The sequence below is a fragment of the Rhizobium sp. P1_B8 genome (assembly GCF_056406515.1).
The window spans coordinates 1-22,735 of the sequence record NZ_JBFTZZ010000047.1; the positions used below are offsets into that span (position 1 = coordinate 1).

The following is a 22,735-nucleotide window of genomic DNA, read 5'->3' on the forward strand; positions in this document are numbered from 1 at the left end:
GTGATGAAGCCGAGGCGGCCGCCGGTTTCCTCGACCCTGACGTAACGCGCCGGGCCGCCAGTCTGGTAATCGATGTCGACAAGGGTGAACTGGTCTTCGAGATCGGCGCGCAGTTTCGAAAGCGGCAGATACTGGTCGGTGCGGTCTTCTTCRATCTCRCCCATCGGCATGGTYTCGATGACGGTCAAATCCATRCCGCGGCCGTGGGCGAAGCGCAGAAGCTCCGGCATCTCGGCATCGTTGAAATCCTTCAGCGCCACGGCGTTGAGCTTGACCTTCAGCCCGGCTTTCTGAGCGGCATCGATGCCTTCCATGACCTTTGCGAAATCGCCCCAGCGGGTGATCTTGCGGAACTTGTCGGGATCGAGCGTGTCGAGTGAAACATTGATGCGGCGTACGCCGCAATCATAAAGCTCCTCGGCATGGCGGGAAAGCTGCGAGCCATTGGTCGTCAGCGTCAGCTCATCGAGGCCGGAACCGATTTTCTGGCCGAGTTGGCGCACCAGATACATGATGTTCTTGCGCACCAAAGGTTCGCCGCCAGTCAGCCTGATCTTGCTGACACCCTTGGCAATGAAGGCGGAACAGAGCCGGTCGAGCTCTTCCAGCGTCAAGAGATCCTTCTTCGGCAGGAAGGTCATGTTCTCCGCCATGCAATAGGTGCAGCGGAAATCGCAGCGGTCGGTGACGGAGACACGGAGATAGGTGACCGCCCGCCCGAAGGGGTCGATCATCGGTGTCGTGGCACTAAGCGCGACGTAGCCTGCGTTATCTGCCCACCCAAGGACCCGACTCTCTGCCGTACTCGTCATGCATAAACCATGAGCCGGGTCGCGGCCACGTCAGCCAGAACAGACAGCGCCAGCGACGACGCGTCCCGCGTCGGACCGAAAACACCAATCGGCGCCTTGATACGCGAGAGATCGATCTCGGAGAAACCGGATTTTATCAATTGATCTTCCCGACGTTTGTGCGTCCGAGTGCTGCCTAACGCACCAATATAGAAGGCCCCGGATCTCAGCGCCACGTGAAGCGTCGCCGCTTCCTGGTCCAGGTCGTGATGAAGCAGAATAACCGCGGTAAAGGGATCGATTATTTGACTGCCTGATAAGGCGACCTCCCTCGGATGCCACACCACCACGTCGTAACCCGCTACCTCTGCCACACGCGCCACGGTCTGTGCCTCGACGGTCTGCCCTGAAAGGACCACGCGCGTCGTCGGACGATATACCGTCACGAAGCTGCCATTTTGCCAGCCGGCCCGCGTGACCGGCTCGGCAGGCTCGAGCGATTGGGTCACAAAGGAATACCGCAATGCAGCTGGACGACGTTGCTTTAGAGTATCAAGCACATGCTCGATAGCAGTGATCTTCCTGAGGAGGTGGATTGCAACCGTGATTCCGCCGCCGCAAGGCAGCACAATATCGATGAAGGGCGACCCCTCACCAAACATCACGGTGCGATCGCATCTCTCTTCCAGCGCCAGCAACGCCTCTGCCGCCACGGCGGCTTCCACGCATCCGCCGGAAACATAGCCGCAGTAGCGACCGTCAGCACTAACCACGACGTGCGAGCCAAGCGAGCGCGCCGCGCCGCCGCGAATTTCTACCAGCGTTGCGATGGCGACACTGCCTTGAGCGAAGGCTTCCACCGCGAACCTTAAGACTTCGACGGGATCGTCGGTCGCATGCGCTCTTGCCGGTGTTGGCAAGGCAAGCAAGGATGAGAAGTTATTCAAAGGCCAATTCCCTGGTAACTGGCGGCGGATCCATCATTCCAGCCACCACAATTCTGATTATCAAGCAGCGCTCGGTAGCCCGCCAAGCAGCTTGTCGAGTGTGATTGGATAGTGCCGAACCCGAACGCCGGTGGCATTGAAGATGGCGTTGGCGATCGCGGCCGAAACGCCACACAAGCCAAGCTCGCCGACGCCTTTTGCTTTCATTGGTGACGACATCGGGTCTGTCTCATCCATGAAGATAACCTCTTGGTGCGGAATGTCTGCGTGGACAGCAACCTCATAGCCAGCCAGGTCATGGTTGACGAAGAAGCCACGGCGGGTGTCGACGGCCAATTCCTCAGAAAGCGCCCCGCCCGCTCCCATTGTCATCGCCCCAATGACCTGACTGCGGGCAGTGACCGGGTTGAGAATACGTCCGGCCGCACAGACTGCCAGCATACGGCGGATACGACTTTCGCCGGTCGCAACATCGACGCCGACTTCGACGAAATGTGCTCCGAACGTCGACTGCTGCTGCGTTTCAGTAACATCACCCCACTCGATTGTATCCTCTCCGACCAAGCGCTCAGAACCGGCGGCATCGGCTAAGGATACAGATCGATTCCCCGAGCGAACCTGGCCGTTTTCAAAGACCGTGTCCTCCGAGTTGAAGCCGAGCTTCTGGGAAATGGCATCGCGGAGTTTGACGCAGGCTGCGTAGACGCCCGATGTCGAACAGTTGGCACCAAATTGTCCGCCGGAGCCGGCGGATACGGGAAACCGGGAGTCGCCCAACTGGACCTCCACTCTGTCGATAGTCAGACCCATCATCTCGGCGGCTGTCTGCGCAATGATTGTATAGCTTCCCGTTCCGATGTCGGTCATGTCCGTCTCGACAGTCACAATGCCGTCTGCGTTAAGACGAACGCGCGCCCCTGAGGGCAGGTGGATGTTGTTTCGGAAAGCCGTTGCCACGCCCATGCCGATCAGCCAGTTGCCTTCTCGCCGGGAGCCGGGGCGGCCCCTTGCACTCCAACCAAAGCGCTCTGCACCAAGTTTCAGACAGCCGTTGAGATTGCGGTGAGAAAACTGGCGCTCGACCTTCTCAGGATCAACCTGCGTATCGTTGAGTATCCGAAATTCTACTGGATCGATGTTCAGCTTCTCTGCCATCTCGTCCATTGCGATTTCGAGCGCCATCAGGCCAGGGGCCTCCCCTGGCGCGCGCATGGCATTACCCTCTGGAAGATCGAGCGTCGCAAGACGCATTGCCGTCATTCGGTTTTTTCCCGCGTAAAGCAATCGCGTCTGCATGACGGCGGCCTCGGGCTGGCCGCCCTTCTGGTCACCCGACCAGCTCTCATGTGCAATCGCCGTGATCTTGCCGTCGTGTTCGGCGCCGATGCGCAACCTCTGGACGGTGGCTGGTCGATGGGTCGTGTTGTTCATCATCAAATGGCGCGGGAGCGCGACTTTAACAGGCCGCTTCACGGCTTTTGCGGCAAATGCGGCCAGGACCGCATCGGCGCGCAAAAACAGCTTGCCGCCAAAGCCGCCGCCGATGAACGGCGACATCACGTGAATTCTTTCCTTGTCCACGTCCAAGGTCGTCGCAAGATCAGAGCGCCACCAATCGATCATTTGGCTCGACGTCCAGAGAGTTAGATCATCCCCGTCCCAGACCGCGATCGATGCGTGCGGTTCCATCATGGCGTGGGATTGGTCTGGGGTGGAGTAGGATTCCTCCAAGGTCACCGCAGCCGCCTTAAAAGCAGCGTCGAAATCTCCGGCCTTTGAGTCCGGGTCGCCCGATTCCGGCTTAACAGCCGTCTCCATCGCCTGGTGGAGGTCGAAGATACCCTTCTCTTCCGCGTAGTCGACTTTAATGAGGGCAGTGGCAGCGCGGGCCTGCTCAAAGCTTTCAGCGACAACAACGGCGATTGCCTGGTGATAGTGCTGGACCCGATCGCCACCAAACAGATTGGCCGTGTTGAACTTGCCCCTCTTGCGCTCGCCGACATCAAGCGTGGTCACTACATCCAGCACGCCGGGCGCATCCTTGGCGGCTGTGACGTCCATGGACTTGATGCGGCCCTTGGCAATAGCAGCGCCCAAGGGGTACCCATAGGCGTAGGGCGAATTCGCATCATGCCATTCGTAGGCGTAGATTGCCCGCCCGGTCGTCTTCAACTGGCCGTCGATGCGCAGGATCGGCTGACCAACGACCGTCATGCGGTCGATCGGATTGTTGAGTGCTGGTGAATCGAACTGCATAAGCTTAACCCCTTGCTTCGGCGATAACTGCGCCGAGCGTGCGCTCGACCAGATCGATCTTGAACCGGTTTGCATCCGTCGGGCGGGCATCGACGAGCAATGCACCCGCGGCCTCCCGGGCGCTGTTTTGCAGTGCGGCATCAGCAGCCGCGACGCGCCAAGGTTTATGGGCAATGCCGCCTATGGCGACACAACCCGTCCCGTCGGGCTGCAAGACCGCCCCTACCGAAATAATGGCGAATGCATAGGAGGCGCGGTCACGGACCTTGCGATAAATGTGTTTTCCACCGATCGGCGGAGGAAGTACGACAGCTGTAATGAATTCGCCGCTCTCTAAGCCGGTTTCGATTTGAGGCGTATTGCCGGGCAGGCGATGGAGGTCTGCAATCGGAATCGAGCGGCGGCTACCGTCGGCTTTGACGGTCTCCGCCACCGCATCAAGCGTTCGCATGGCAACGGCCATATCGCTTGGATGAGTTGCGATGCAGCTGTCACTCACACCAACAACGGCATGCTGACGCGAAAATCCGCCAATAGCAGAGCAACCGCTTCCGGGCTGTCGTTTGTTGCACGGCTGATTGGTATCATAGAAATAGGGACAGCGGGTCCGCTGCAACAGGTTGCCGGCCGTTGTAGCCTTGTTGCGCAACTGGCCGGAGGCTCCAGCGACAAGTGCCCTGGACAAGAGCCCGTAGTCACGGCGCACAATCGCATGCGCGGCGAGATCCGTATTTCGCACGAGAGCGCCGATTCGAAGTCCACCCTCTGGTGTCGCATCGATCGTATCCAGGCCCAGACCGTTGACGTCGATCAGATGGGTCGGCGTCTCTATCTCCAGCTTCATCAAATCAAGCAAGTTCGTGCCGCCGGCAATGAATTTCGCACCTGAATTTGAAGCGGCGGCCTTGGCTGCGGCTTCTACAGAGGAGGCGCGTTCGTATGTAAAGGGTCTCATGTTTTTGTCCCCGCGGCTTCAACGATGGCATCGATGATGTTGGAATATGCGCCGCAGCGACAGATATTGCCGCTCATCCGCTCGCGAATTTCGGCCGGAGTGACCGCAGTTTGGGTCATGAGGTCGCCGGTGACGTGGCTTGGTATATTCGCTCTGATTTCCTCAAGCACCGCCACGGAGGAACAGATTTGTCCGGGCGTACAGTACCCGCACTGAAACCCGTCATGCTTGACAAATGCTGCCTGCATGGGATGAAGCGCACCCGGCTTTCCAAGGCCCTCAATGGTCGTCACTTGGTCGCCCTCGTGCATGACGGCGAGGGAAAGACAGGAATTGACGCGACGACCATCAACCATCACTGTGCAGGCGCCGCATTGGCCGTGATCGCAGCCCTTCTTCGTACCGGTCAGGTGCAGATGCTCGCGCAATGCATCGAGCAGTGTCGTTCGATTGTCGACATCCAGGCTGCGGCTCTCGCCGTTTACAGTAAGCGTCACTTTCGACATGAATTGCATTGAATCCCTCGCCTCTTGCGCAGCCACTTGTCCTGTTGCCGCACCAGCGACGGCAGCCGAGGCGGCCGACGAGATTAGTAAGTTGCGGCGGGATATTTCAAGGTGGATGGGATTTTGCATCTCCGGCTCCATTTCGTATGTTCAACGGTATTCGGCACGGATCGACCGCTCGTGGACTCGAAGTTAATGCTGCCCATCGCAATGATTAGGTGCGTTTTGCTTCTTGCCGTTATCGATTTGATTCATGAATTGCGATCGCGGTCACGCTTGGTGCCGGCATAAAACCTCTGAGCGTTCGTTCTATTTGCCGGTTCCTCTTGCACGATAACGCCGGTGTTTAAGCATCCCAAAGCGCGATCAGCGATTCGAATGCCTGGGATATAAGCCTGTCCTATTGCCCGCGAGCCGGAGTTGAACATGGGAAATGACATGGGACCAAACCTATGCAACGATTGCGCTTCAAAGTATGGTGCCGAGGGAGACGGTGTTCATGCAGCGGGAGGATGTCTGATGAATGTCTTGACCAACGCCTCACGGCTCAAACCGTTGGCACTTCGTGCGATAACGACCCCAATTTGAGTCATGGCAGCCCCCATTTCGACATTGGTGCCGGCACGCGGATAATGGGATGTCTTGCTTAGGGGACCCCTGCCCGCTTTAGCGTACATCGACATTGGACGTGAGATGTCGGCTATCATGCTTTCATCATGTTCGCGAACGTGCCCGTTTTCGCAATCTTGCATCCGATCGAAGACAGCAATGCGAAACGCAAAGTCCAGCATAGTTGAAGTGACCCGTCCGTGCTCGGCCATGGCCGTTTCTTATTCAGTGAGGATGGCAATTGCATCTGGGAAATCTTGAGCTAGACCCGAGAAAACTGATATATTTCGTTACCATCATCGAGCACGGCAGCTTGAAGAAGGCAGCAAAGTTTCTCGATATCTCTCAACCAGCCTTGTCCGCCTCTATGAGCCGGCTGGAGGCAGATGTCGGACAAAGGCTATTGGAACGCGGACCATCAGGTGTCGCGCCAACGCGCTTCGGTGACCTGATTTACGCTCACGCCCGACTGATCAGGGACGAACTCAAGTTGCTTGAGCGTCACATGGTAGATCGTCGCAGTCGACAGGACAACGCGATTCGCTTTGGTGCGCTTCCAAGCCTGTCAGTCACCGTCATACCCAAGGCAGTCGGACGTTGGCGCGCCAAATATCCGAACGAGAGCCTGCAGATCATCCAGAGGGTGCAGATTGAACTGTTGCATGCGCTGCTTGGACGAGAGCTTGATTTCATGGTGGGCGTTACGGACAGCTATGATGTGTTAAGCGGACTGAAGCAACGCGTGCTCTTCCGGGAATGTTTGCACGTCATTGCCCGTACAGGGCACCCTTTGTTTCCGAAGCCTGAGCTCAGTTGGGCAGACTTGGTCGCCTTCCCATGGGTATCGCCACCGGCTGGACGATACAACACGCTGCTTGAAGACGTTCTGAAGAATGAGGGCCTTTCATACCCTGTCTCAAATACGGTATCGTCTTCCATCTCGATGCTGAAATCCCTTGTAGCAAGCAGCGACAGCCTCGCCCTGCTCCCCCGCCACGCCGCTTTGGCTGAAATTCGCGAAGGTTCGCTGGACTGTCTGCCAATTTCATCACCACATCTGAAACGAAGTATCGCCTTGTTTATGCGCGAGGGCTACGAGATGCAGCCCGCCCACCGCGACCTTCTCGAAGACGTGCGGTCTGTCGGTACGGAAATATCGCGCCAGTGCGAAAATGTTCAGTTGATGTGAAGTCGTTAGCTTCGTCACGCCAGGTTAAGGCGGCTTCAAGATGATGACCTGATCCTTTTACCCGCCGCCATCCAAAATCCTCGCTAGTTGGGTCAAAGCCTGCAAATTGTCGCGGCGCAATTTTAGCTTCGCCGATCACCGCGCATAACTTTGTCGAGACCAGTTCCCTGTTTCGAAATGGGCTTCCGCGTAGGGTAGAATCTCCGCTTATACCACCCACCGACAAAGCTTGATTCCATCTCGCTTCTTAAAAGCGTGTCTGATCCAATGCGAGTGGCTGCTCGTCAGCCCGGGATGGCTGTCCAGGGTAGGATCGGCACATTCAATACCGCGAAGGCTGGTGGCATATCAAACCAAGATCCCGACGCGACACTACCGGAACAATAGCATTCGAAAGACGGAACGACGACCGATGTCTGATATCTCCTTGACCCCTTCCAGTAACCAGCGCCTTGTAGGGCGGCGAATTGTCATTACGGGCGCCGCCTCGGGAATTGGGCGCGTCACGGCGAGCCTCTTCATGGAGGAAGGCGCAAAGGTGATCCTTTTGGATCGAAACGCTGGTGCATTGGAAACCACCTTTGGTGGCCGAGACGGCGTCATTGCCGAAGTTGACATTACCAAAGAAGACCAAGTCACAGCTGCGATCAATCAGGCCGCCGAGAAAATCGGCGGAATTGACGGGGTGATCAACGCGGCTGGTATCATGATGACCGGTCCGACGGCTGAGATCACTCCGAAAATCTGGCGTCAGGTGCTCGATGTAAATCTGTCGGGAAGTTTCTTTGTCATCCAAGCGTGCCTGCCATGGCTGAGACGCAATGAGATATCGACGGTTGTCAACATAGCATCTGGTGCAGGTTTGCTCCCCAATGCACCTGGGTTGGCCGCATATGCAGCCTCGAAAGGTGGTGTGATTGCGCTAACCAAAGCCCTGGCTGCGGATCTGGCGCCGGCTATCCGCGTCAATTGCGTTTGTCCCGGCATGGTCGATACGCCGATGGCTGATGGCTTCCGTACGAATGTCGGTAACTATGCCTTGAAGCGAATCGCCGATCCCGCTGAAATCGCTAGAGCAATGCTGTTTCTGACATCGCCTGATTCATCCTATGTCACCGGAGCTACGTTGGCAGTTGATGGCGGCCGAACATTCCACTGATGGAAAATAATGAGGCTTCGACATGACGCTTAAACGTGGCTTCACACTTCCTGGTTGACGCCTCACACTCATTTGAACCATTTCATCGTGCACGATCGCTTGGTTGCTCCTATGGTGTCTGCTGTCACGCGCGGTGCCGATCACAAATAACCGATCTGGTTTCTTCAGCTGAGGACACCCCTCGGGATTGATCGGCAATGTCACGAGGTCCACGCTTCGCCGTGTCTCGGTGTTTTCGGTGACCAAATCAGAAATGGAGACTTGGTATGGATTCCAAAAAAACCGCACTCGTTCTGATCGAGTATCAAAACGATTTCGTGAAAGAGGGCGGTGCGCAGCATGCTGCCGTTAAAGGCGTAATGGAAAAGTCCGCAATGTTGCCAAACAGCCTGCATCTGGTCGAGCAGGCGCGCTCGCGCGGTGTTTCCATCATGTTGGCGCCGATTTCGTTTGCCGAGGGTTATCCGGAAGTTCCTGCGGAGCCTTACGGCATCCTTGCCGGCGTTGTCAGTTCCCAAGCATTTCGAAAAGGAACTTGGGGTGCTGAGATCATCGAAGAATTGCAGCCCCAGGAAAGCGATATTGTGATTGAAGGCAAACGGGGACTGGATTGCTTTGCCAGTACCAATCTGGATTTCATCCTCCGGGCGCGGGGTGTCGAGAACGTTGCGCTCGCCGGGTTTCTTACAAATTGCTGTGTCGAATCGACTATGCGCTCCGCTTACGAACGCGGTTTTAATGTGATCACGCTCACGGATTGCACAGCGACTTTGAGCGAGGAAGAGCAGAGGCTTGCCACAACCAAAACCTTTCCCATGTTCTCCCGGCCAATGACGCATCAGGAATTTCTTGCCGGACTGGATAGCTAAACGATGCGCGTGACTACCTCCTGCGGTGCCTTTCGTCGAAGAGCCGTTGCCATCGGTCCGGTACGTTCATGCATCTCAGCACCGGTCTGGCAGGATCTATATGCCATCCGGGGAAAATCTCAGACCCTTGGTCTTGCGGTGATGGTCGGCGGACCCTCACACTACCTTCTGGGCCCCAAAAAAACCTCTGGTCGTCAGCGCAGTAGCAATTGGTCGGGTGAGGTTGCAGGCAGCGTCCAGTGCCTTCGTCAACATCACGTCCCAGATTGCGTAATGACATCCAAGCCAGAAAGCTCGCCAGACTTGCGGCACGCAGCGGAAGGAACCGCTTGCCAGCTTCGTGGCACAATCGCTTCACCAAGAGTGCGGCTGAGTGACTGACGCAATCAACCGGCAGCAAGGCGACATCTGCCTGCCCAACCACAGGGGTAATCAGGCTTAGACCATAGACAGGGCGCCAACTCGGCATCGCAAATCAAGACAGCCACTCATGAGCAGGTCTCATAACAACGAGCAAAATGGATGGCCTAATCTGCCGCGTTTGCTTCCCCTATAGTTTAACCAACTACGGTCAACAGGGCGCAGCAACGAGTGAGACCTTTTGTGGAGCGATGCGCATGAGTTGGTTGGGCGTCAAAGGCGCCGGCCAGAGCGATCCTCGCCAGCATTTCGTTTGAGCTTCGTTCCTTGTCGATGATTCTGACTTACATCTGGAGAGCCGACACATGCTCGTCAGCCCCTACAATCTGAAAACCAAGGCGTGTCTGAGCCGGCGGATGTTTCCGCAGATTCATGAGAGAGGATAGTGAATATGTCGCGTATAACATTGGGGGCACTTCTCATCGCCGTCGGACTGGGCGGACCTGCAGCGGCAGAACAACGTATCGTGATCTCGTCGAATTGGGGGCAGGTCACTGCCGAGTTGGCGACCAATAGTGCGGCGAAAGCTCTGGTACAAATGTTGCCATTGACGATCGAGATGGACGACCACCTGCGGCAAGAAAAGACGGGCAATTTGCCTTCGCCGCTGCCTGCAGCCTCGCGTCAGCGCGATTTTTCAGCGGGCACTCTTGGCCTATGGAGTTCTGGCGATTTCGTGATCTACTATCGGGATGGACAAGTCCCGCAGCCCGGGATCGTCATCCTGGGAAAGGTGACAGGCGATGTGTCCATATTTGATCGGCCCGGGTCTGTTACAGTGAAGATCGAGTTGGCCAAATAGCGGGTTGTGCGGAGCATACTTCGGCGCAAAATCGAAAAGCAGCCTGACCGCGCCCGGAGGCCGTCGCAGAGGTCTGTTCTCCCATTCCAGCCTTCAGCCTAGCGATGGGACTGGAATCGCCCCTCTGAGCCCCGACACCAGCTGGAAGCCTGGTGCTGCCGCCAATTCAGCCACCAAGCGGTCCGTGAAAATCGCGACGCGACGGCTCTTGCCAAGGGTGCCGGGTGCACGCACGAGGAAGAGTTGCTTGGTGGCGATGGGATATGCCGGAAGGACTTCTTCGATGACTCCTGCCTCGAGTTGAGTGTGTACGAAGAACCGAGGAAGGGCGGCTATGCCGAGTTGGTTTTGTACGGCGTGAAGCATCAGATCGGGCATTTGCGCGGCAAACGCTATGGTAATCGGCGCTTGGCCCCCATTGGCGAGCGGCAGGAACTTTTCATCCGGGTCGTCTTTGTATTGAACATAGTCCAGCTTAGCGAGGTCGTCCAAATTCTTCGGGCGGCCTGTCCGATCCAAATAGGCAGGCGACGCGATAAGCACTTGCTCAATCTCTGCAAGCTTTCGTATGGAGCCTTCGGCTGGGCCAATACGACAAGCTCGGATCTCCAGATCATAGGGGTTCTTGGCAAAATCCTGAATTTGATCGCTCGCCTTCAGGTCAATCCTGAGCTTCGGGTAAATGCGCCGCAAATCTGCGAGAACCGGCACAAGAACAGTTTGAGCGATCAACGAAGGACATGCCACGCTCAGGCGGCCCTCCTCCGAAGACTGCAAGGCGAACATGGCCTCATTCATTTGAGCTAATTGAGCAAGTACCTGCTCCGCATGTGTTGCGGCAATCTGGCCTGCCTCGGTCAATCTTACGCCGTTGCGTCCTCGCACCACGAGTTCGACGCCATAGAGCTGTTCCAACGCGGCAATCTGCTGGCTGACAGCGGGCTGTGTAATGTTCAAACGTCGTGCCGCGGCAGAAAGCGATCCGTCTTGCGCGGCGGCCATAAGAGATCGAAGGCCAGAAATATTATCCATAAGTATACCTTATGCCTTCCATAAACGCTTCGGGAATGTCCATCCAGTTCTCATAGCGCTAGTTATAGCCAAATTCATCGACGTACAAGGGATTGCGATCAATGACAGTCAACCGAAGAAAATTCCTCAGCGTGGCGGCGTTGGTTCCTGCTGCGCTGACGGCGCCCTCCGTATTGCGATTAAGTGGTACTGCATCTGCCCAGGACGCGGCCGCCAAGCCAATCCAAAGCCCGATGGTCATGCGGCGCAGGATCGGTGAGATCGAAGTTTTTGCCCTCATGGACGGATATGGAACTTTTCCCAATGGGATGTTTCCGTCCTTCGAGGTGAAAGCGGGCGAAGCTGCAGCCAAGTTAGCGCACAAATCTTTTGATCCGGCCACGTTCAGCATCGGCATCAATGCCTATCTCATCAAGACGAAGGACCGGATCGTTGCCGTGGACGCCGGCGCTCCGGCGGCAATGGGGCCCACGGTGGGCGGTTGGGCGCGCGCTTTGTCCGCAATCGGCGTTGCCCCCGAGCAGGTCGATACAATGTTCGCGACGCATATTCACGTCGATCATGTCGGCGGCCTGACCGACCCTTCAACAGGCTACAAGGTTCTGCCGAATGCGCCGCTCGTCGTGTCGGAAGCCGAATGGAAATTCGTCCATGACGATGCGATCTACGCGCAGCAGAGCAAGGACTTCCAGGCCTATTGGGATGTCTCGCGCGCGATGGTGAAGCCCTATGACGGAGTGAAATTGTTGATCCAACCGGGCGCTGAGATCGCGCCTGGGCTGACCACCGTCGCCTTGCCGGGCCACACACCTGGGCATCTCGGCCTGCGTATCGACAGCGGCAAAGAGAGCTTGTTGATCTGGGGCGATATCATTCACGGTACAGCCTTCCAGTTTACTCGACCGGATTGGTCCTTCGCCCTTGATGCCGATCAGGCCAAAGCAGCGCAAACCCGGAAGGCCATCCTGGACATGGTTACCGCGGACGACATGATGGTGGCGGGGATGCATCTTGATTTCCCCGGCTTTGGCTTTGTCGAGCGCGACAATGGAGCCTATCGCTTCGTCGCAGCACCGTACGACTACCGCGCATAATGCGCTGTCAATTCAGCTCACACACCGAAGACCCTGAAATCTTCGGCTCTCTAGCAAAGAAGTTTGGAACTCGCCATGACAGTCTTTCAACAAACGTTCCCTCTAAACCGTGAAACCGCAATTCCCGCCGTGGGCTTTGGGACTTACCTGATTTCCCAGGAGGACGCCAAGGAAGCCGTGCGCGCTGCGATCTTAAACGGGTATCGTCACATTGATACGGCCGAAGTCTACGAAAACGAAGAATCGGTGGGCGCCGGCATCCGTGCCGGCATCGCCGAGGCAGGACTCGCCCGCGAAGACATTTTCGTGACCACCAAACTCTGGCAAGGCCACGCGGCCTGGGGTCAGAAACTGAAGAACGAAGAAGAGACCGTTGCCGCCTTCAACGGCAGTTTGGAACGACTTGGCCTCGACTACGTCGATCTCTATCTGATACATGCTCCGCATGGCGGCGCCGAGCGGTTGAACCAATGGCGCGGGCTCCTGGAGATCAAGCGCCTTGGCAAGGCCCGAAGCATTGGTGTTAGCAACTATAGCGAAAAGCACCTTGAGGAGATCAAGGCCGCCGGTCTTCCCCTGCCGGACGCCAACCAGATCGAGCTCCATCCCTGGTCGCAAAAACCGGAACTCCTCGCCTACATGAAAGAAAATGGCATCGCACCGATCGCCTATAGCAGTCTCGCGCCGCTATCGACCTGGCGGGCGCAGCCAGGCCAAGACAGCGCCAAGACCGAGGCGATGAAGATCAGCGATGGCGTCCTTGCCGCGATGGCTGCAAAGTACGGTGTCACCGAAGCTCAGCTGCTTTTGCGTTGGGGGGTGCAGAACGGTTATGCCGTTCTGCCAAAGAGTCTCAATCCCGAGCGTATGCGGCAAAACATCGATCTCGGCGGATTCGTTATCGATGCGGCAGACCTCGCTTCGCTGAAAGCGATGGATCGAGGCGATGGCATTGCATGGTCGATTGGAGATCCTACGCACACCGACTAGAAGAGCGCATGGCCCTGACGCGGTCGCTCGGTGTTCGTGGACATGCCTATCCCCCGCTCAGTGGTTGAGCGAACTGCGTCGCCGCTATCCCACTTGCGATCGGCGACGCAAATATCCCCGATTTCCAAAATTGACACATGGGGATCGCCGGCGTGGAAAGTGCCTGATCAGGGGGCGGACCATTGTCGGAAACGGCTCAGTGGCAAATGAAGCTCGCCGCAGACCGTTCGTCGCCGCCTTTGTAGATGGCCGTCTGTGGATAGGCACAAATCGGTTGGGAGCGCTGTCTTGTGTCCCCAAGAAGCACGCCCTTGCCAATCATCTGCGCTGGGGCGACGCCTCGGTCAGTCCACTCCTCCAGTGCCGATAGAGGGTCAATATCTTCCAGTGCAGACCCCCCACCGCAATGCGTCATGCCCGGTACCATGAACAGACGAGCAAAGTTTGAGGTCTGAGCGCCCATGTCTCGCTGAAGCCGACGATACCAATCACGAATGTCATTTGCAGAAAATACAGGATCTGACACGCCCTGGACGATCAACAACTTCCCTCCCAACTGCGCATAAGTCGTAAGGAAAGTGGCATCAGCGTCATTAATTGCAGCGGTCTGACTGATCCTCGCAACATCATGATCGAAGTCGAAAGCCAAAACGTCAAAATCCGGATTGTAGGGCGTCATGAAATAGTCGCGAAGGGCAGCAGCTCCCATTGTGAAGGCGATGGCATTGGGCTTTCCGGTCTGCGAGGTCCCCAATTTCCACATGCGCCAGCCTGGCGTGTTGATTGCTGCGTCCCAAGGCCAACTGGCATAGACATTCTCGCCCCGGCTGTTCTTGGCTCCGGCAAACACCGTCTGCAAGACGCCGACTTTCGCCTCCGTCAAACACTCCTTCGTCGATCCTGGCTGACATTGTAACGTAACAGGCCTGAAATCGCATTGCTCCCAACCATTGATGACACCGTCTTTCAAACCATCCCATCCGTCACATTGTTGGGTGATCGCCTGACTAACAAGGTCGAGCTCGCGCGGCGTAAAGGCATTGGCGACGATTTTCTCGCCCAACGCATTTACCGGCGCGACCCGCATGAATTGCTGACTGTCCCATGCTTCGCCGACGGCGGCGTATGACAGCCGGAACCCAGGATTGCCCGCGACGATGCCATCAAATTCTGTCGGATAGCGCTGCGCCGCCATCATTGCTTCGCGGCCGCCGTTTGAGCAGCCCATGAAATAGGATTTGCGCGGATGCGCGCCGTAAAAGAGGTTGATCAATTGCTTTGCAACGCTCGTGACCTGGCCTGTTGACCCGTAGGCATAGTCAAGGCGTGCCTGTTGGTCCTGTGCAAAACTGGTGTCAGTAGCCTGGTGGCCGCCGTCTTGACTGACCACGGCATAACCACGGACGAGCGCAGGCGCCGCAGTGGAGCCCTGAAAGGGAATACTGCCCAGTGCCGGGGCTAAGAAGCCGTCCGTTCCACCACCACCTTGAAACAGGAATTTGCTGTTCCACGCCTCCGGAAGACGCAGCTCAAACCCTATTCCGTATCCCTTGCCGCTCACTCCTGCGCGCGCGTTGATCACACCCCGAACTAAACATAGCGCGCCAACTTGGCTGTTTTTGTTCGTAGAGCCGGTTATTGCTGAAGTGCCATCCGGTGCAAGCACCTGCGGTCGATGCCACTCTGCCAGCTCGATGCTTGCGTTGGGAAGGGTCGCCTGAGAGAGAGCGGCGCATGCAACTGGCCGAGGCGCGATCTCGGCCCCAATTCGATCTTCCGCATGAGCCGGCGCGAGAGCCATTAGGAGAGCTCCCAACGAAAAAGCGACACGTTTTGCATTACATTGGTTCACTGGTCACCGCTTTTACGTCGTTGTGATTTTGTGATCTGGATGTTCAAWCATTCGGCTTGCGCAACACATTGAGGGGGAGGACCAAGCTTAACACTGCCGCGCGGTAGTTGCGCAGCAGTGGTAAGGTTGGCGCGGCCGAGGGGATCTCGGTCGCGCCAAGAAGGCTCTGCGCTATGCAGACAGATGCTGGTCGAAAAATCCCTGCAACTTATCCCACGGGATCAAGTTGACCCTGTCGTAGAGATCCACGTGTCCGGCATTGTCTACGACATGGAGCTCTTTAGGTTCTGATGCCTTCGCGTAGGCTTGTTCACTGAAAACGCGCGAATGGGCATGATCACCCGTCACGAAGAGAAGGGGACGGGGCGAGATCCAGGCCAGTTTGTCAAACGACCAGAACAGGGTCATCGGTGCATTGCTCGTGCGCGCCATGGCTGTCGTCGATCGTGGATGCTGGCCGCGCGGTGTGCGGTAGTAGTCAAAGAACTCGCGCGCGATTGGATTCGAGTCTGCAGTAACCACCTCGGGGGTCCCGACCGCCATCATTCGTTCTGCACCATCGACCTCGGCCCAACGCTGAACAGAAATTTCCTTCAGCTGCGACTTGAGTGCGTCGAGATCGAGATTTTCTGCCAGCCCCTGGCGTTGACCTTGTCCAATGTCGTACATGCTCACGGTTGCGACAGCTTTAATGCGGGGGTCGATCTCGGCCGCAGCCAGGCTGAAGCCTCCGCTGCCGCATACGCCGATGATGCCGATGCGTTCGCGATCCACGAAAGGTTGCTGACCGAGATAGTCGACGGCTGCCAGAAAGTCTTCGACAAAAGCTTCCGCCGAGGCGGTGAAATGCGGCTGGCCGCCGCTCTCGCCGTTGTAAGAGGCGTCGTGCGCTATCGTAACAAAACCGCGCTCCGCCATGGTCTGCGCGTAAAGGCCGGATGTTTGCTCTTTGACCCCGCCATAAGGATGACCGACAACCAACGCGGCATGGCGTTGCGAACGATCAAGGCTCTTTGGCACATAGACGTCGGCTACAAGCAAAATGCCGAGCTTGTTCATGAATGACACTTTTTGGTGGTCAACTTTGTCACTTTTCGGGAAGGTCTTGTCCCACGTCTCCGCGGCTTGCGCCTCTGTCGTCATATCCGACATCGAAATTACTCCAATGGCAGCGGCGGTCAGGCCGGTGAGCTTCAGCAGGCTCCGCCGGTCGACTGACAAAAATTTAGCGTCCTGCGACGGGACGTTTTGGGGGTCGTTCTCGCTCATATTAGTCTCCTTGTCATTCGTGTTTGCACAATCAGGGATTGCGCAAACACGGTTCAAAACATCTGTTATGGGCGGTTGGGCCAGCATTGTCGCTCACCGCATGCCCGCCGTCTTGGGCGGCTTTCCGCCAGCTGTGCTGCCGAAGGGAAAACCGACATCAGGCCTGCGATGGCGGTATAGAGACCGGACATGGAAACGATCTTGCTGCCGCTTTCCCACGGGCGCGCATGCCGTCCGCAGGACGATGAAGAGCGTTGCGTCGCCCTCTCCTCTTGTAAGGCAATAACGCCTCGATTGCGATCAGCGGTTCCGATGTGTCCATAGAGACTATATAGCGAACACACGATCCATTGATTAGATGGGCAATCCTGCTAACATTTATTCACTGAGGAATTAATCACGCGTCAACTCTTGCTTAGCACGCACCCTGAGCAGGTTCCCCGCGCCGCGTTCAAAACATCGAGAGCTTGGCCGCAGCCGTGCCGGATTTTTGCTATCGCAAGAAATTTGGGGCTGATTGCCTCAATGAATTCATGAACAAGCTTTTTAGAAGGCAACAAATGCGCAACGAGGACTACAACGAGCTCTTTTGGTTTACAGTCGTAGCCGAGGAGCGAAGCTTCACGCGCGCCGCAGCCATGTTGGGTGTTTCCCAGTCAGCCGTAAGCCATGCGATCCGGCGTTTGGAAGAGCGCGTTGGGCTGCGGCTATTGACTCGGACCACTCGAAACGTTGCTCCGACAGATGTAGGTGAAAAATTCCTGCAGGCTATCCGGCCGAGGCTCGATGAGCTGAGTGCAGATGTCGCAGATTTGATGCGCTTTCGAGACATACCTTCCGGAACAGTTCGCATAAATCTTGGGGACTACGCGCTGGAGAGTGTTGTTTGGCCAAAGCTTCGAAATGTTCTCAAGGAGTATCCCGATATCAATGTCGAGTTCTTCTGCGACAACGGGATCAGCAACATAATAGAGGAGCGCTTCGACGCCGGGGTAAGATTAGGTGAACGCCTGGACAAGGACATGATCGCTGTCCGGATAGGCGGAGATTGGCGTCTCGTGGTCGTGGGGTCTCCTGACTACTTCGAACGCTATCCCCGCCCGACCCAGCCAGAGCACCTGATGGATCAATGTTGCATCAATTCACGCCAGAGTTCTTCGGGCGGTCTTTACGCTTGGGAATTCGAGAAGGACGGTCGCCAAACGCGGGTTCGCGTCAATGGTACCCTCACCTTCAATCATTCTCCCTCGATGATCGATGCCGCGCTGAACGGGTACGGCTTAGCTTATGTTCCTGAAAGCCTTGTCGCCGAGCACATTGCGCAAGGTCGACTGATCCTTGTTCTCGGCGACTGGTGCCCGCTCTTCGAAGGATACTTTATCTACTACCCTAACCGCCGGCAGATGAGCCCCGCATTGTCCGTGATTGTCGATGCTCTTCGCTACAAGCCGGGCTGATTTTCCGAAAGGTCACCCACTAATTTGACGGGACTGCAAGCCCAGATAAGCTGCGATGCCTATGGCCTGAGGGCTGAGGGCTGAGGGCTGAGGGCTGAGGGCTGAGGGCTGAGGGCTGAGGGCCGATAATAACGCCATGGCGACGTTACCATCGAGCGCTTTCCATTTATCATCCTGTGCATAACGGCAAACGGAAACCGCCCCTAGTTCCGCGCCTCGGCTCACCCTAGCTTGTATGCCATTCGCCAAGAGCCTTGGCGGTGTGGCGAGGCCTGTCACGCCGCTCTTACGCAAATTCATGCACGACCCTTCGATGGCGTCGCTTTGACGCACTGACGTCGCGATTTCGGCACGTTCTTCAAACGCTACAAATGTTTCGAAAGGAAACCAGATGGCCGGTCCCTGCGGCAACAGCAAAGTGGAGGACTTGAGCGAGGACGAGCGCTTACTGGTGACCGACATGCCTGAATTGGCCGTCCTGTTGCAGTCACGTCGAGACTTCTTGGTGCATACCGCAGCGGGTAGTCTTGGTGTCTTCGCCGCTGATCTTCTGGCCACTGAGCAAGCGCTGGCTCAGGTTGAATTTCCCGCGCATGCAGCATCTGCTCCGGTCACGGGGCAGCACGTCGTGCAGGTCACGTTCAACCTCAATGGCGGTTCGCAAACAATGAACGTCGATCCAAGGGTTGTTCTGGTCGATGCACTGCGCGAAGGCCTTGCGTTGACAGGCACGAAGAAGGGATGCGATCAGGGCCAATGTGGAGCTTGTACGGTTCTCGTTGACGGCCAGCGGGTCCTATCGTGTCTGACGCTCACCGCGGGTCTGGAGGGTCGAAGTGTCACCACGATCGAAGGCATTGCTCAGAAAGATCAGTTGCATCCCGTCCAGGCAGCTTTCATCAAGCATGACGCATTCCAATGCGGCTATTGCACACCTGGCCAGATTTGTTCGGCCGTTGGCATGCTGGCAGAGGCGCAGCGTGGTCACGTCAGCCACGTCACCGAGAATGTCGCCATCCCAGCCTCGCGTCTTTCGGATGATGAGATCCGTGAGCGCGTGAGTGGGAATATCTGCCGATGCGGGGCTTACCCTGGAATCGTTGCTGCGGTCCAGGAGGTTCATTCTGGCCGTCGAGCCGCTCAGCTCTGGGAATTTGCCCCGCAAACAAGATTTGCAAGCGCAACAAAGGAGACCGGCCATGAGACCGTTTGAATATGTTCGCGTGGATAACACAAGCTCGCTGGCAGACCTCACAGCAATCACCTCCAATGCGAAGTTCATGGCTGGCGGAACAAATCTGCTGGATCTTATGAAGGAGGACGTCGAACGCCCAGCTCGTGTGGTCGATATTTCTGGCCTGCCATTGAAGCAGATCCAACGGATCCATTCCGGCCTCTCCCTAGGCGCTCTGGCAACCAACACGGAGACTGCGAACCACCCGCTGGTTCGTGAAAATTATCCACTCCTGACGCAAGCAATCCTCGCTGGGGCCTCGGGCCAACTGCGCAATATGGCGACCAATGGTGGCAATCTGCTCCAGCGAACCCGCTGTAATTACTTCTACGATACGGCAATGCCCTGCAACAAGCGCGATCCCGGGAGCGGATGCGGCGCGCGGGAGGGCTTGAATAAGATCCACGCTATCTTCGGCTGGAGCGAATCCTGTGTCGCCACCTATCCAGGCGATATGGCAAATGCCTTGCACGCCCTCAACGCAATCGTTCGGCTACGCGAACCGAACGGCGGTGAGCGCCAGGTCCCGATTGCCGATTTCCATCGTCTGCCAGGGGAAACCCCGGAGCAAGACACAAATCTAAGACAAGGCGAACTGATCGTTGCCATTGAGCTGCCGGTCTCAGCCGCAGCCTTTTCAGGTCATTCCTATTACCTGAAGGTTCGGGACCGGGCCTCATACGCCTTTGCTATGGTTGCCGTCGCAGCCGCTTTGGACATTGATGGCGACACCATCCGACAAGCACGCGTGGTTCTTGGCAGTGTTGCTCACATGCCTTGGCGCGCCGTGGAAACAGAGGCCCTTCTCGTCGGGCAGCGGCTCGACCCGGCGCTGTTCCAGCGTGCGTCCTTGGCGGCGTTCCAGAATGCCCGTCCATTGAAGCACAACGCCTATAAAGTTGAGCTTGGCCAGCGTGCGGTCGCGCGCGCGCTGATGCGCGCCGCGCATTTTGCCTGAGCGTGAGGAGAACTCATGACACGTCACCTGGGAAAAGAGACGCCTCGCGTCGACGGAATTGCCAAGGTCACCGGGAGAGCGAAGTACGCGGCTGAATTCCAAGTCCCGCATCTTGCCTATGGCTTTCTCGTTATGAGCAGCATCGCAAGGGGTCGTATTTCGGCTATCGATACGCAGGCGGCACAGGCGGCCGACGGCGTGATCCAAGTCTTTACCCATCTCAACGCCGGCCGCTTAGGCCCAGCTCAATCGCCTGGCGGGCCGCCGCAATGGGCTTGGCCATTGCAGTCCGACAGGATCTTCTTCAACAACCAGCCGATCGCGCTGGTCGTTGCCGAAACCTACGAACAAGCGCGCTATGCTTCCCGTCTCGTCAAGGTTTCGTACGAGCCCGAACCTCACGAAACAGACCTGTACAGGGTCCTGGACCGTGCCGAACCTGATCCCCGCACGGCGAGCAGACGCGCCAAAGGTAGTCCGGACGCTGCAATGAAGACCGCTCCTGTGAAAATCGAGGCTGAGTACCGAATACCGATCGAGCACCATAATCCGATCGAGCCGCATGCCGCCATCGCATTTTGGGAGGGAGATCGACTGACGATTTTCGACAAAACCCAGGAAGTGTATGGCGTGCGGAACCATCTCGCCGAAGGACTTGGCGTGCCTACGGAACACATTCGTGTCATCTCGCCATTCGTCGGTGGTGCGTTCGGCGCGTCGCTGAAACCAAACTACTATCCATCACTGACAGCCATGGCGGCGCGGGAGTTGAGGCGTCCAGTCAAGATCGCCTTTACCCGTGCCCAGATGTTTACCGGACACGGATATCGCCCCTCTACGTTCCAGAAGGTCACATTGGGTGCGGACGAAGACGGCAAGCTCGAAGCAATAATTCACGAGGCTTATCACAACACGTCGTCTTTCGAGGACTTCTCGGACGCCACGACCGGCGTAACCCGGCAGATGTACGCGTGCACGCATATTTCAAATCCATTGAAAGTCGCACGGACCGACCTTGCCACGCCAACGTGGATGCGGGCACCAGGCGCCGTGAGCGGTATGTTTGCCTTGGAAAGCGCGATGGATGAATTGGCCTACGCAGTTAACATCGATCCCCTAGAACTGAGATTTATCAACTACGCAGACGTCGATCCCGAAACCGGCAAGCCATTCTCCAGCAAGGCTCTTCGCGAGTGCTACCAACTTGGCGCTGAAAAATTTGGGTGGGCAGACCGCAATCCTGAACCGCGCTCCATGCGCGATGGCCCTCTACTGGTTGGCTGGGGAATGGCGTCGGCGGTATGGGGCGCCGCACAACAGCCGGCAAGCGCGCGCGTAACCTACAGAGCAGAAGGTACTGCCAGTGTTGCGAGCGCTGCGAGCGATATCGGGCCCGGCACCTATACCGTCATGACCATGATTGCCGCCGAATATCTAGGTCTTGGCTTGGAACAGGTAACGTTTGAACTCGGTGATACCCAGATGCCTCGAGCACCCGCACAAGGCGGCTCCTGGACGACGTCGAGTGTCGGCTCGGCAATTCATGGAGGTGCACTCGCCATAACAGCAAGGCTTCTCGATCTCGCAAATCGCGAGCCTGGCTCCCCCTTGCAGGGTTTAGTCGCGGCCGACGTAGAAATGCTTGACGGTCGCGTCAGGCAAAAGAGCGACCCATCCCGATACGTCGAAATCCGCGAGACAATGCACCGGGCAGGCATCGACGAGATCACCGAGAACTATGACGCCGAGCCATCGCGTGAACGAGAGAATTACACCTCCCTCGCCCATGGTGCGCAGTTCGTAGAAGTGAAGGTCGATCCCAATCTGGGCACTGTCAAGGTTACTCGCGTGATTGCGGTCGCTGCATGTGGCAAGATTCTCAATCCACTCGCATCCCACAGCCAGGAAATTGGCGGTGTCGTATGGGGGATTGGAATGGCGTTGGAAGAGGCGACCGAACTGGACCACCGCTACGGTCGCATCATGAACGCAAACCTTCAACACTACCATGTGCCAGTAAACGCTGACGTCCACTCAATCGAGACAATCTTCGTGGAGGAAGAGGACATGATCGTCAATCCTCTGGGTGTGAAGGGTATGGGCGAACTCGGGATGGTTGGCATCCCCGCTGCCATCGCGAATGCAGTGTTCCATGCGACAGGAAGGCGCATCCGGGACCTCCCGATCACCCCCGACAAGCTTTTGTAGCACGTCAAGTCAAAGCCGTGTGGCGTCAAGATCCCGCGGCGTCCCTCTCAAAATGATCGATCGAATACGATCAGCACAGGAGAGAACGTCCCGCCCCGCAAAGCATGTTTCAGGCCAGTGATGTCTAGCCTGAAACCA

19 protein-coding genes are annotated in these 22,735 nt (G+C 57.0%); 10 read left to right on the plus strand and 9 right to left on the minus strand.

All coding sequences use genetic code 11. The features are described 5' to 3' along the window. From moaA to AC1D2N_RS34000, 6 genes are all read right to left on the minus strand, one after another. Window positions 1-734, minus strand: a 734-nt coding sequence (moaA, locus tag AC1D2N_RS33975) for a GTP 3',8-cyclase MoaA (RefSeq protein WP_477982852.1), incomplete at its 3' end; no start/stop codon positions are given. A gap of 74 nt (window positions 735-808) precedes the next feature. Beyond that, window positions 809-1,738, minus strand: a complete 930-nt coding sequence (locus AC1D2N_RS33980; RefSeq protein WP_018517575.1) for an XdhC family protein — start codon at window positions 1,736-1,738, stop codon at window positions 809-811. A 60-nt stretch (window positions 1,739-1,798) separates the two neighbouring features. Further along, window positions 1,799-3,994 carry an aldehyde oxidoreductase molybdenum-binding subunit PaoC gene (gene paoC / locus AC1D2N_RS33985; RefSeq protein WP_018517574.1) on the minus strand — a complete coding sequence of 732 codons (2,196 nt, stop codon included), beginning with the start codon at window positions 3,992-3,994 and terminating at the stop codon, window positions 1,799-1,801. 4 nt (window positions 3,995-3,998) lie between these two features. Then, the gene (locus AC1D2N_RS33990; RefSeq protein ID WP_018517573.1) at window positions 3,999-4,949 is read right to left on the minus strand and encodes an FAD binding domain-containing protein; all 951 of its coding nucleotides are present in this window, start codon (window positions 4,947-4,949) and stop codon (window positions 3,999-4,001) included. Beyond that, the gene (gene paoA, locus AC1D2N_RS33995) at window positions 4,946-5,584 is read right to left on the minus strand and encodes an aldehyde dehydrogenase iron-sulfur subunit PaoA (RefSeq protein ID WP_032990432.1); all 639 of its coding nucleotides are present in this window, start codon (window positions 5,582-5,584) and stop codon (window positions 4,946-4,948) included. The genes AC1D2N_RS33990 and paoA overlap by 4 nt, the downstream gene beginning before the upstream one ends. Window positions 5,585-5,952: 368 nt before the next feature. Then, window positions 5,953-6,276: a hypothetical protein gene (locus AC1D2N_RS34000; RefSeq protein ID WP_018517571.1), complete on the minus strand. Its 324-nt coding sequence runs from the start codon at window positions 6,274-6,276 to the stop codon at window positions 5,953-5,955. A 29-nt stretch (window positions 6,277-6,305) separates the two neighbouring features. On the opposite strand from AC1D2N_RS34000, the gene AC1D2N_RS34005 reads away from it, so the two are divergent. The 4 genes from AC1D2N_RS34005 to AC1D2N_RS34020 all read left to right on the plus strand — a co-directional run bounded on the left by AC1D2N_RS34005 (window position 6,306) and on the right by AC1D2N_RS34020 (window position 10,503). After that, a complete protein-coding gene (locus tag AC1D2N_RS34005) occupies window positions 6,306-7,253 on the plus strand; it encodes a LysR family transcriptional regulator (protein WP_018517570.1) in 948 nt (315 codons plus the stop codon). Window positions 7,254-7,665: 412 nt separating this feature from the next. Then, on the plus strand, window positions 7,666-8,412 hold the full coding sequence (locus tag AC1D2N_RS34010; protein WP_032990427.1) for an SDR family NAD(P)-dependent oxidoreductase: 747 nt from the start codon (window positions 7,666-7,668) through the stop codon (window positions 8,410-8,412). A gap of 266 nt (window positions 8,413-8,678) precedes the next feature. Beyond that, the gene (locus AC1D2N_RS34015; protein ID WP_018517568.1) at window positions 8,679-9,281 is read left to right on the plus strand and encodes a cysteine hydrolase family protein; all 603 of its coding nucleotides are present in this window, start codon (window positions 8,679-8,681) and stop codon (window positions 9,279-9,281) included. Between the two features lie 811 nt (window positions 9,282-10,092). Continuing rightward, complete coding sequence (locus tag AC1D2N_RS34020; RefSeq protein ID WP_018517567.1) at window positions 10,093-10,503, plus strand: cyclophilin-like fold protein; 411 nt, start codon at window positions 10,093-10,095, stop codon at window positions 10,501-10,503. Between the two features lie 93 nt (window positions 10,504-10,596). Here AC1D2N_RS34020 and AC1D2N_RS34025 read toward each other — a convergent pair whose 3' ends face one another. Then, window positions 10,597-11,535 (minus strand): LysR family transcriptional regulator, encoded by a 939-nt coding sequence (locus tag AC1D2N_RS34025; RefSeq protein ID WP_080646157.1) that lies wholly within the window; start codon window positions 11,533-11,535, stop codon window positions 10,597-10,599. Window positions 11,536-11,636: 101 nt separating this feature from the next. Between AC1D2N_RS34025 and AC1D2N_RS34030 the strand changes: the two genes are divergently transcribed. Both AC1D2N_RS34030 and AC1D2N_RS34035 read left to right on the plus strand, forming a co-directional pair. Beyond that, window positions 11,637-12,629, plus strand: coding sequence for an MBL fold metallo-hydrolase (locus AC1D2N_RS34030; protein WP_026242442.1), 993 nt, complete (start codon window positions 11,637-11,639; stop codon window positions 12,627-12,629). Window positions 12,630-12,704: 75 nt separating this feature from the next. Beyond that, entirely contained in the window at window positions 12,705-13,619 is a 915-nt protein-coding gene (locus AC1D2N_RS34035) for an aldo/keto reductase (RefSeq protein ID WP_026242441.1), read from the plus strand. A 196-nt stretch (window positions 13,620-13,815) separates the two neighbouring features. Here the strand turns inward: AC1D2N_RS34035 and AC1D2N_RS34040 are convergent, their stop codons facing one another. Beyond that, entirely contained in the window at window positions 13,816-15,420 is a 1,605-nt protein-coding gene (locus tag AC1D2N_RS34040; protein ID WP_130747926.1) for a tannase/feruloyl esterase family alpha/beta hydrolase, read from the minus strand. 222 nt (window positions 15,421-15,642) lie between these two features. Further along, window positions 15,643-16,740, minus strand: a complete 1,098-nt coding sequence (locus tag AC1D2N_RS34045) for an alpha/beta hydrolase (protein WP_018517562.1) — start codon at window positions 16,738-16,740, stop codon at window positions 15,643-15,645. A 560-nt stretch (window positions 16,741-17,300) separates the two neighbouring features. Between AC1D2N_RS34045 and AC1D2N_RS34050 the strand changes: the two genes are divergently transcribed. The 4 genes from AC1D2N_RS34050 to AC1D2N_RS34065 all read left to right on the plus strand — a co-directional run bounded on the left by AC1D2N_RS34050 (window position 17,301) and on the right by AC1D2N_RS34065 (window position 22,597). Then, window positions 17,301-18,197: a LysR family transcriptional regulator gene (locus AC1D2N_RS34050; protein WP_026242440.1), complete on the plus strand. Its 897-nt coding sequence runs from the start codon at window positions 17,301-17,303 to the stop codon at window positions 18,195-18,197. Window positions 18,198-18,657: 460 nt separating this feature from the next. Beyond that, window positions 18,658-19,410 (plus strand): 2Fe-2S iron-sulfur cluster-binding protein, encoded by a 753-nt coding sequence (locus AC1D2N_RS34055; protein WP_477982855.1) that lies wholly within the window; start codon window positions 18,658-18,660, stop codon window positions 19,408-19,410. Next, entirely contained in the window at window positions 19,397-20,389 is a 993-nt protein-coding gene (locus AC1D2N_RS34060; RefSeq protein ID WP_018517559.1) for an FAD binding domain-containing protein, read from the plus strand. The genes AC1D2N_RS34055 and AC1D2N_RS34060 overlap by 14 nt, the downstream gene beginning before the upstream one ends. A 15-nt stretch (window positions 20,390-20,404) precedes the next feature. After that, a complete protein-coding gene (locus tag AC1D2N_RS34065; protein ID WP_018517558.1) occupies window positions 20,405-22,597 on the plus strand; it encodes a xanthine dehydrogenase family protein molybdopterin-binding subunit in 2,193 nt (730 codons plus the stop codon). Window positions 22,598-22,735 lie beyond the last annotated feature (138 nt).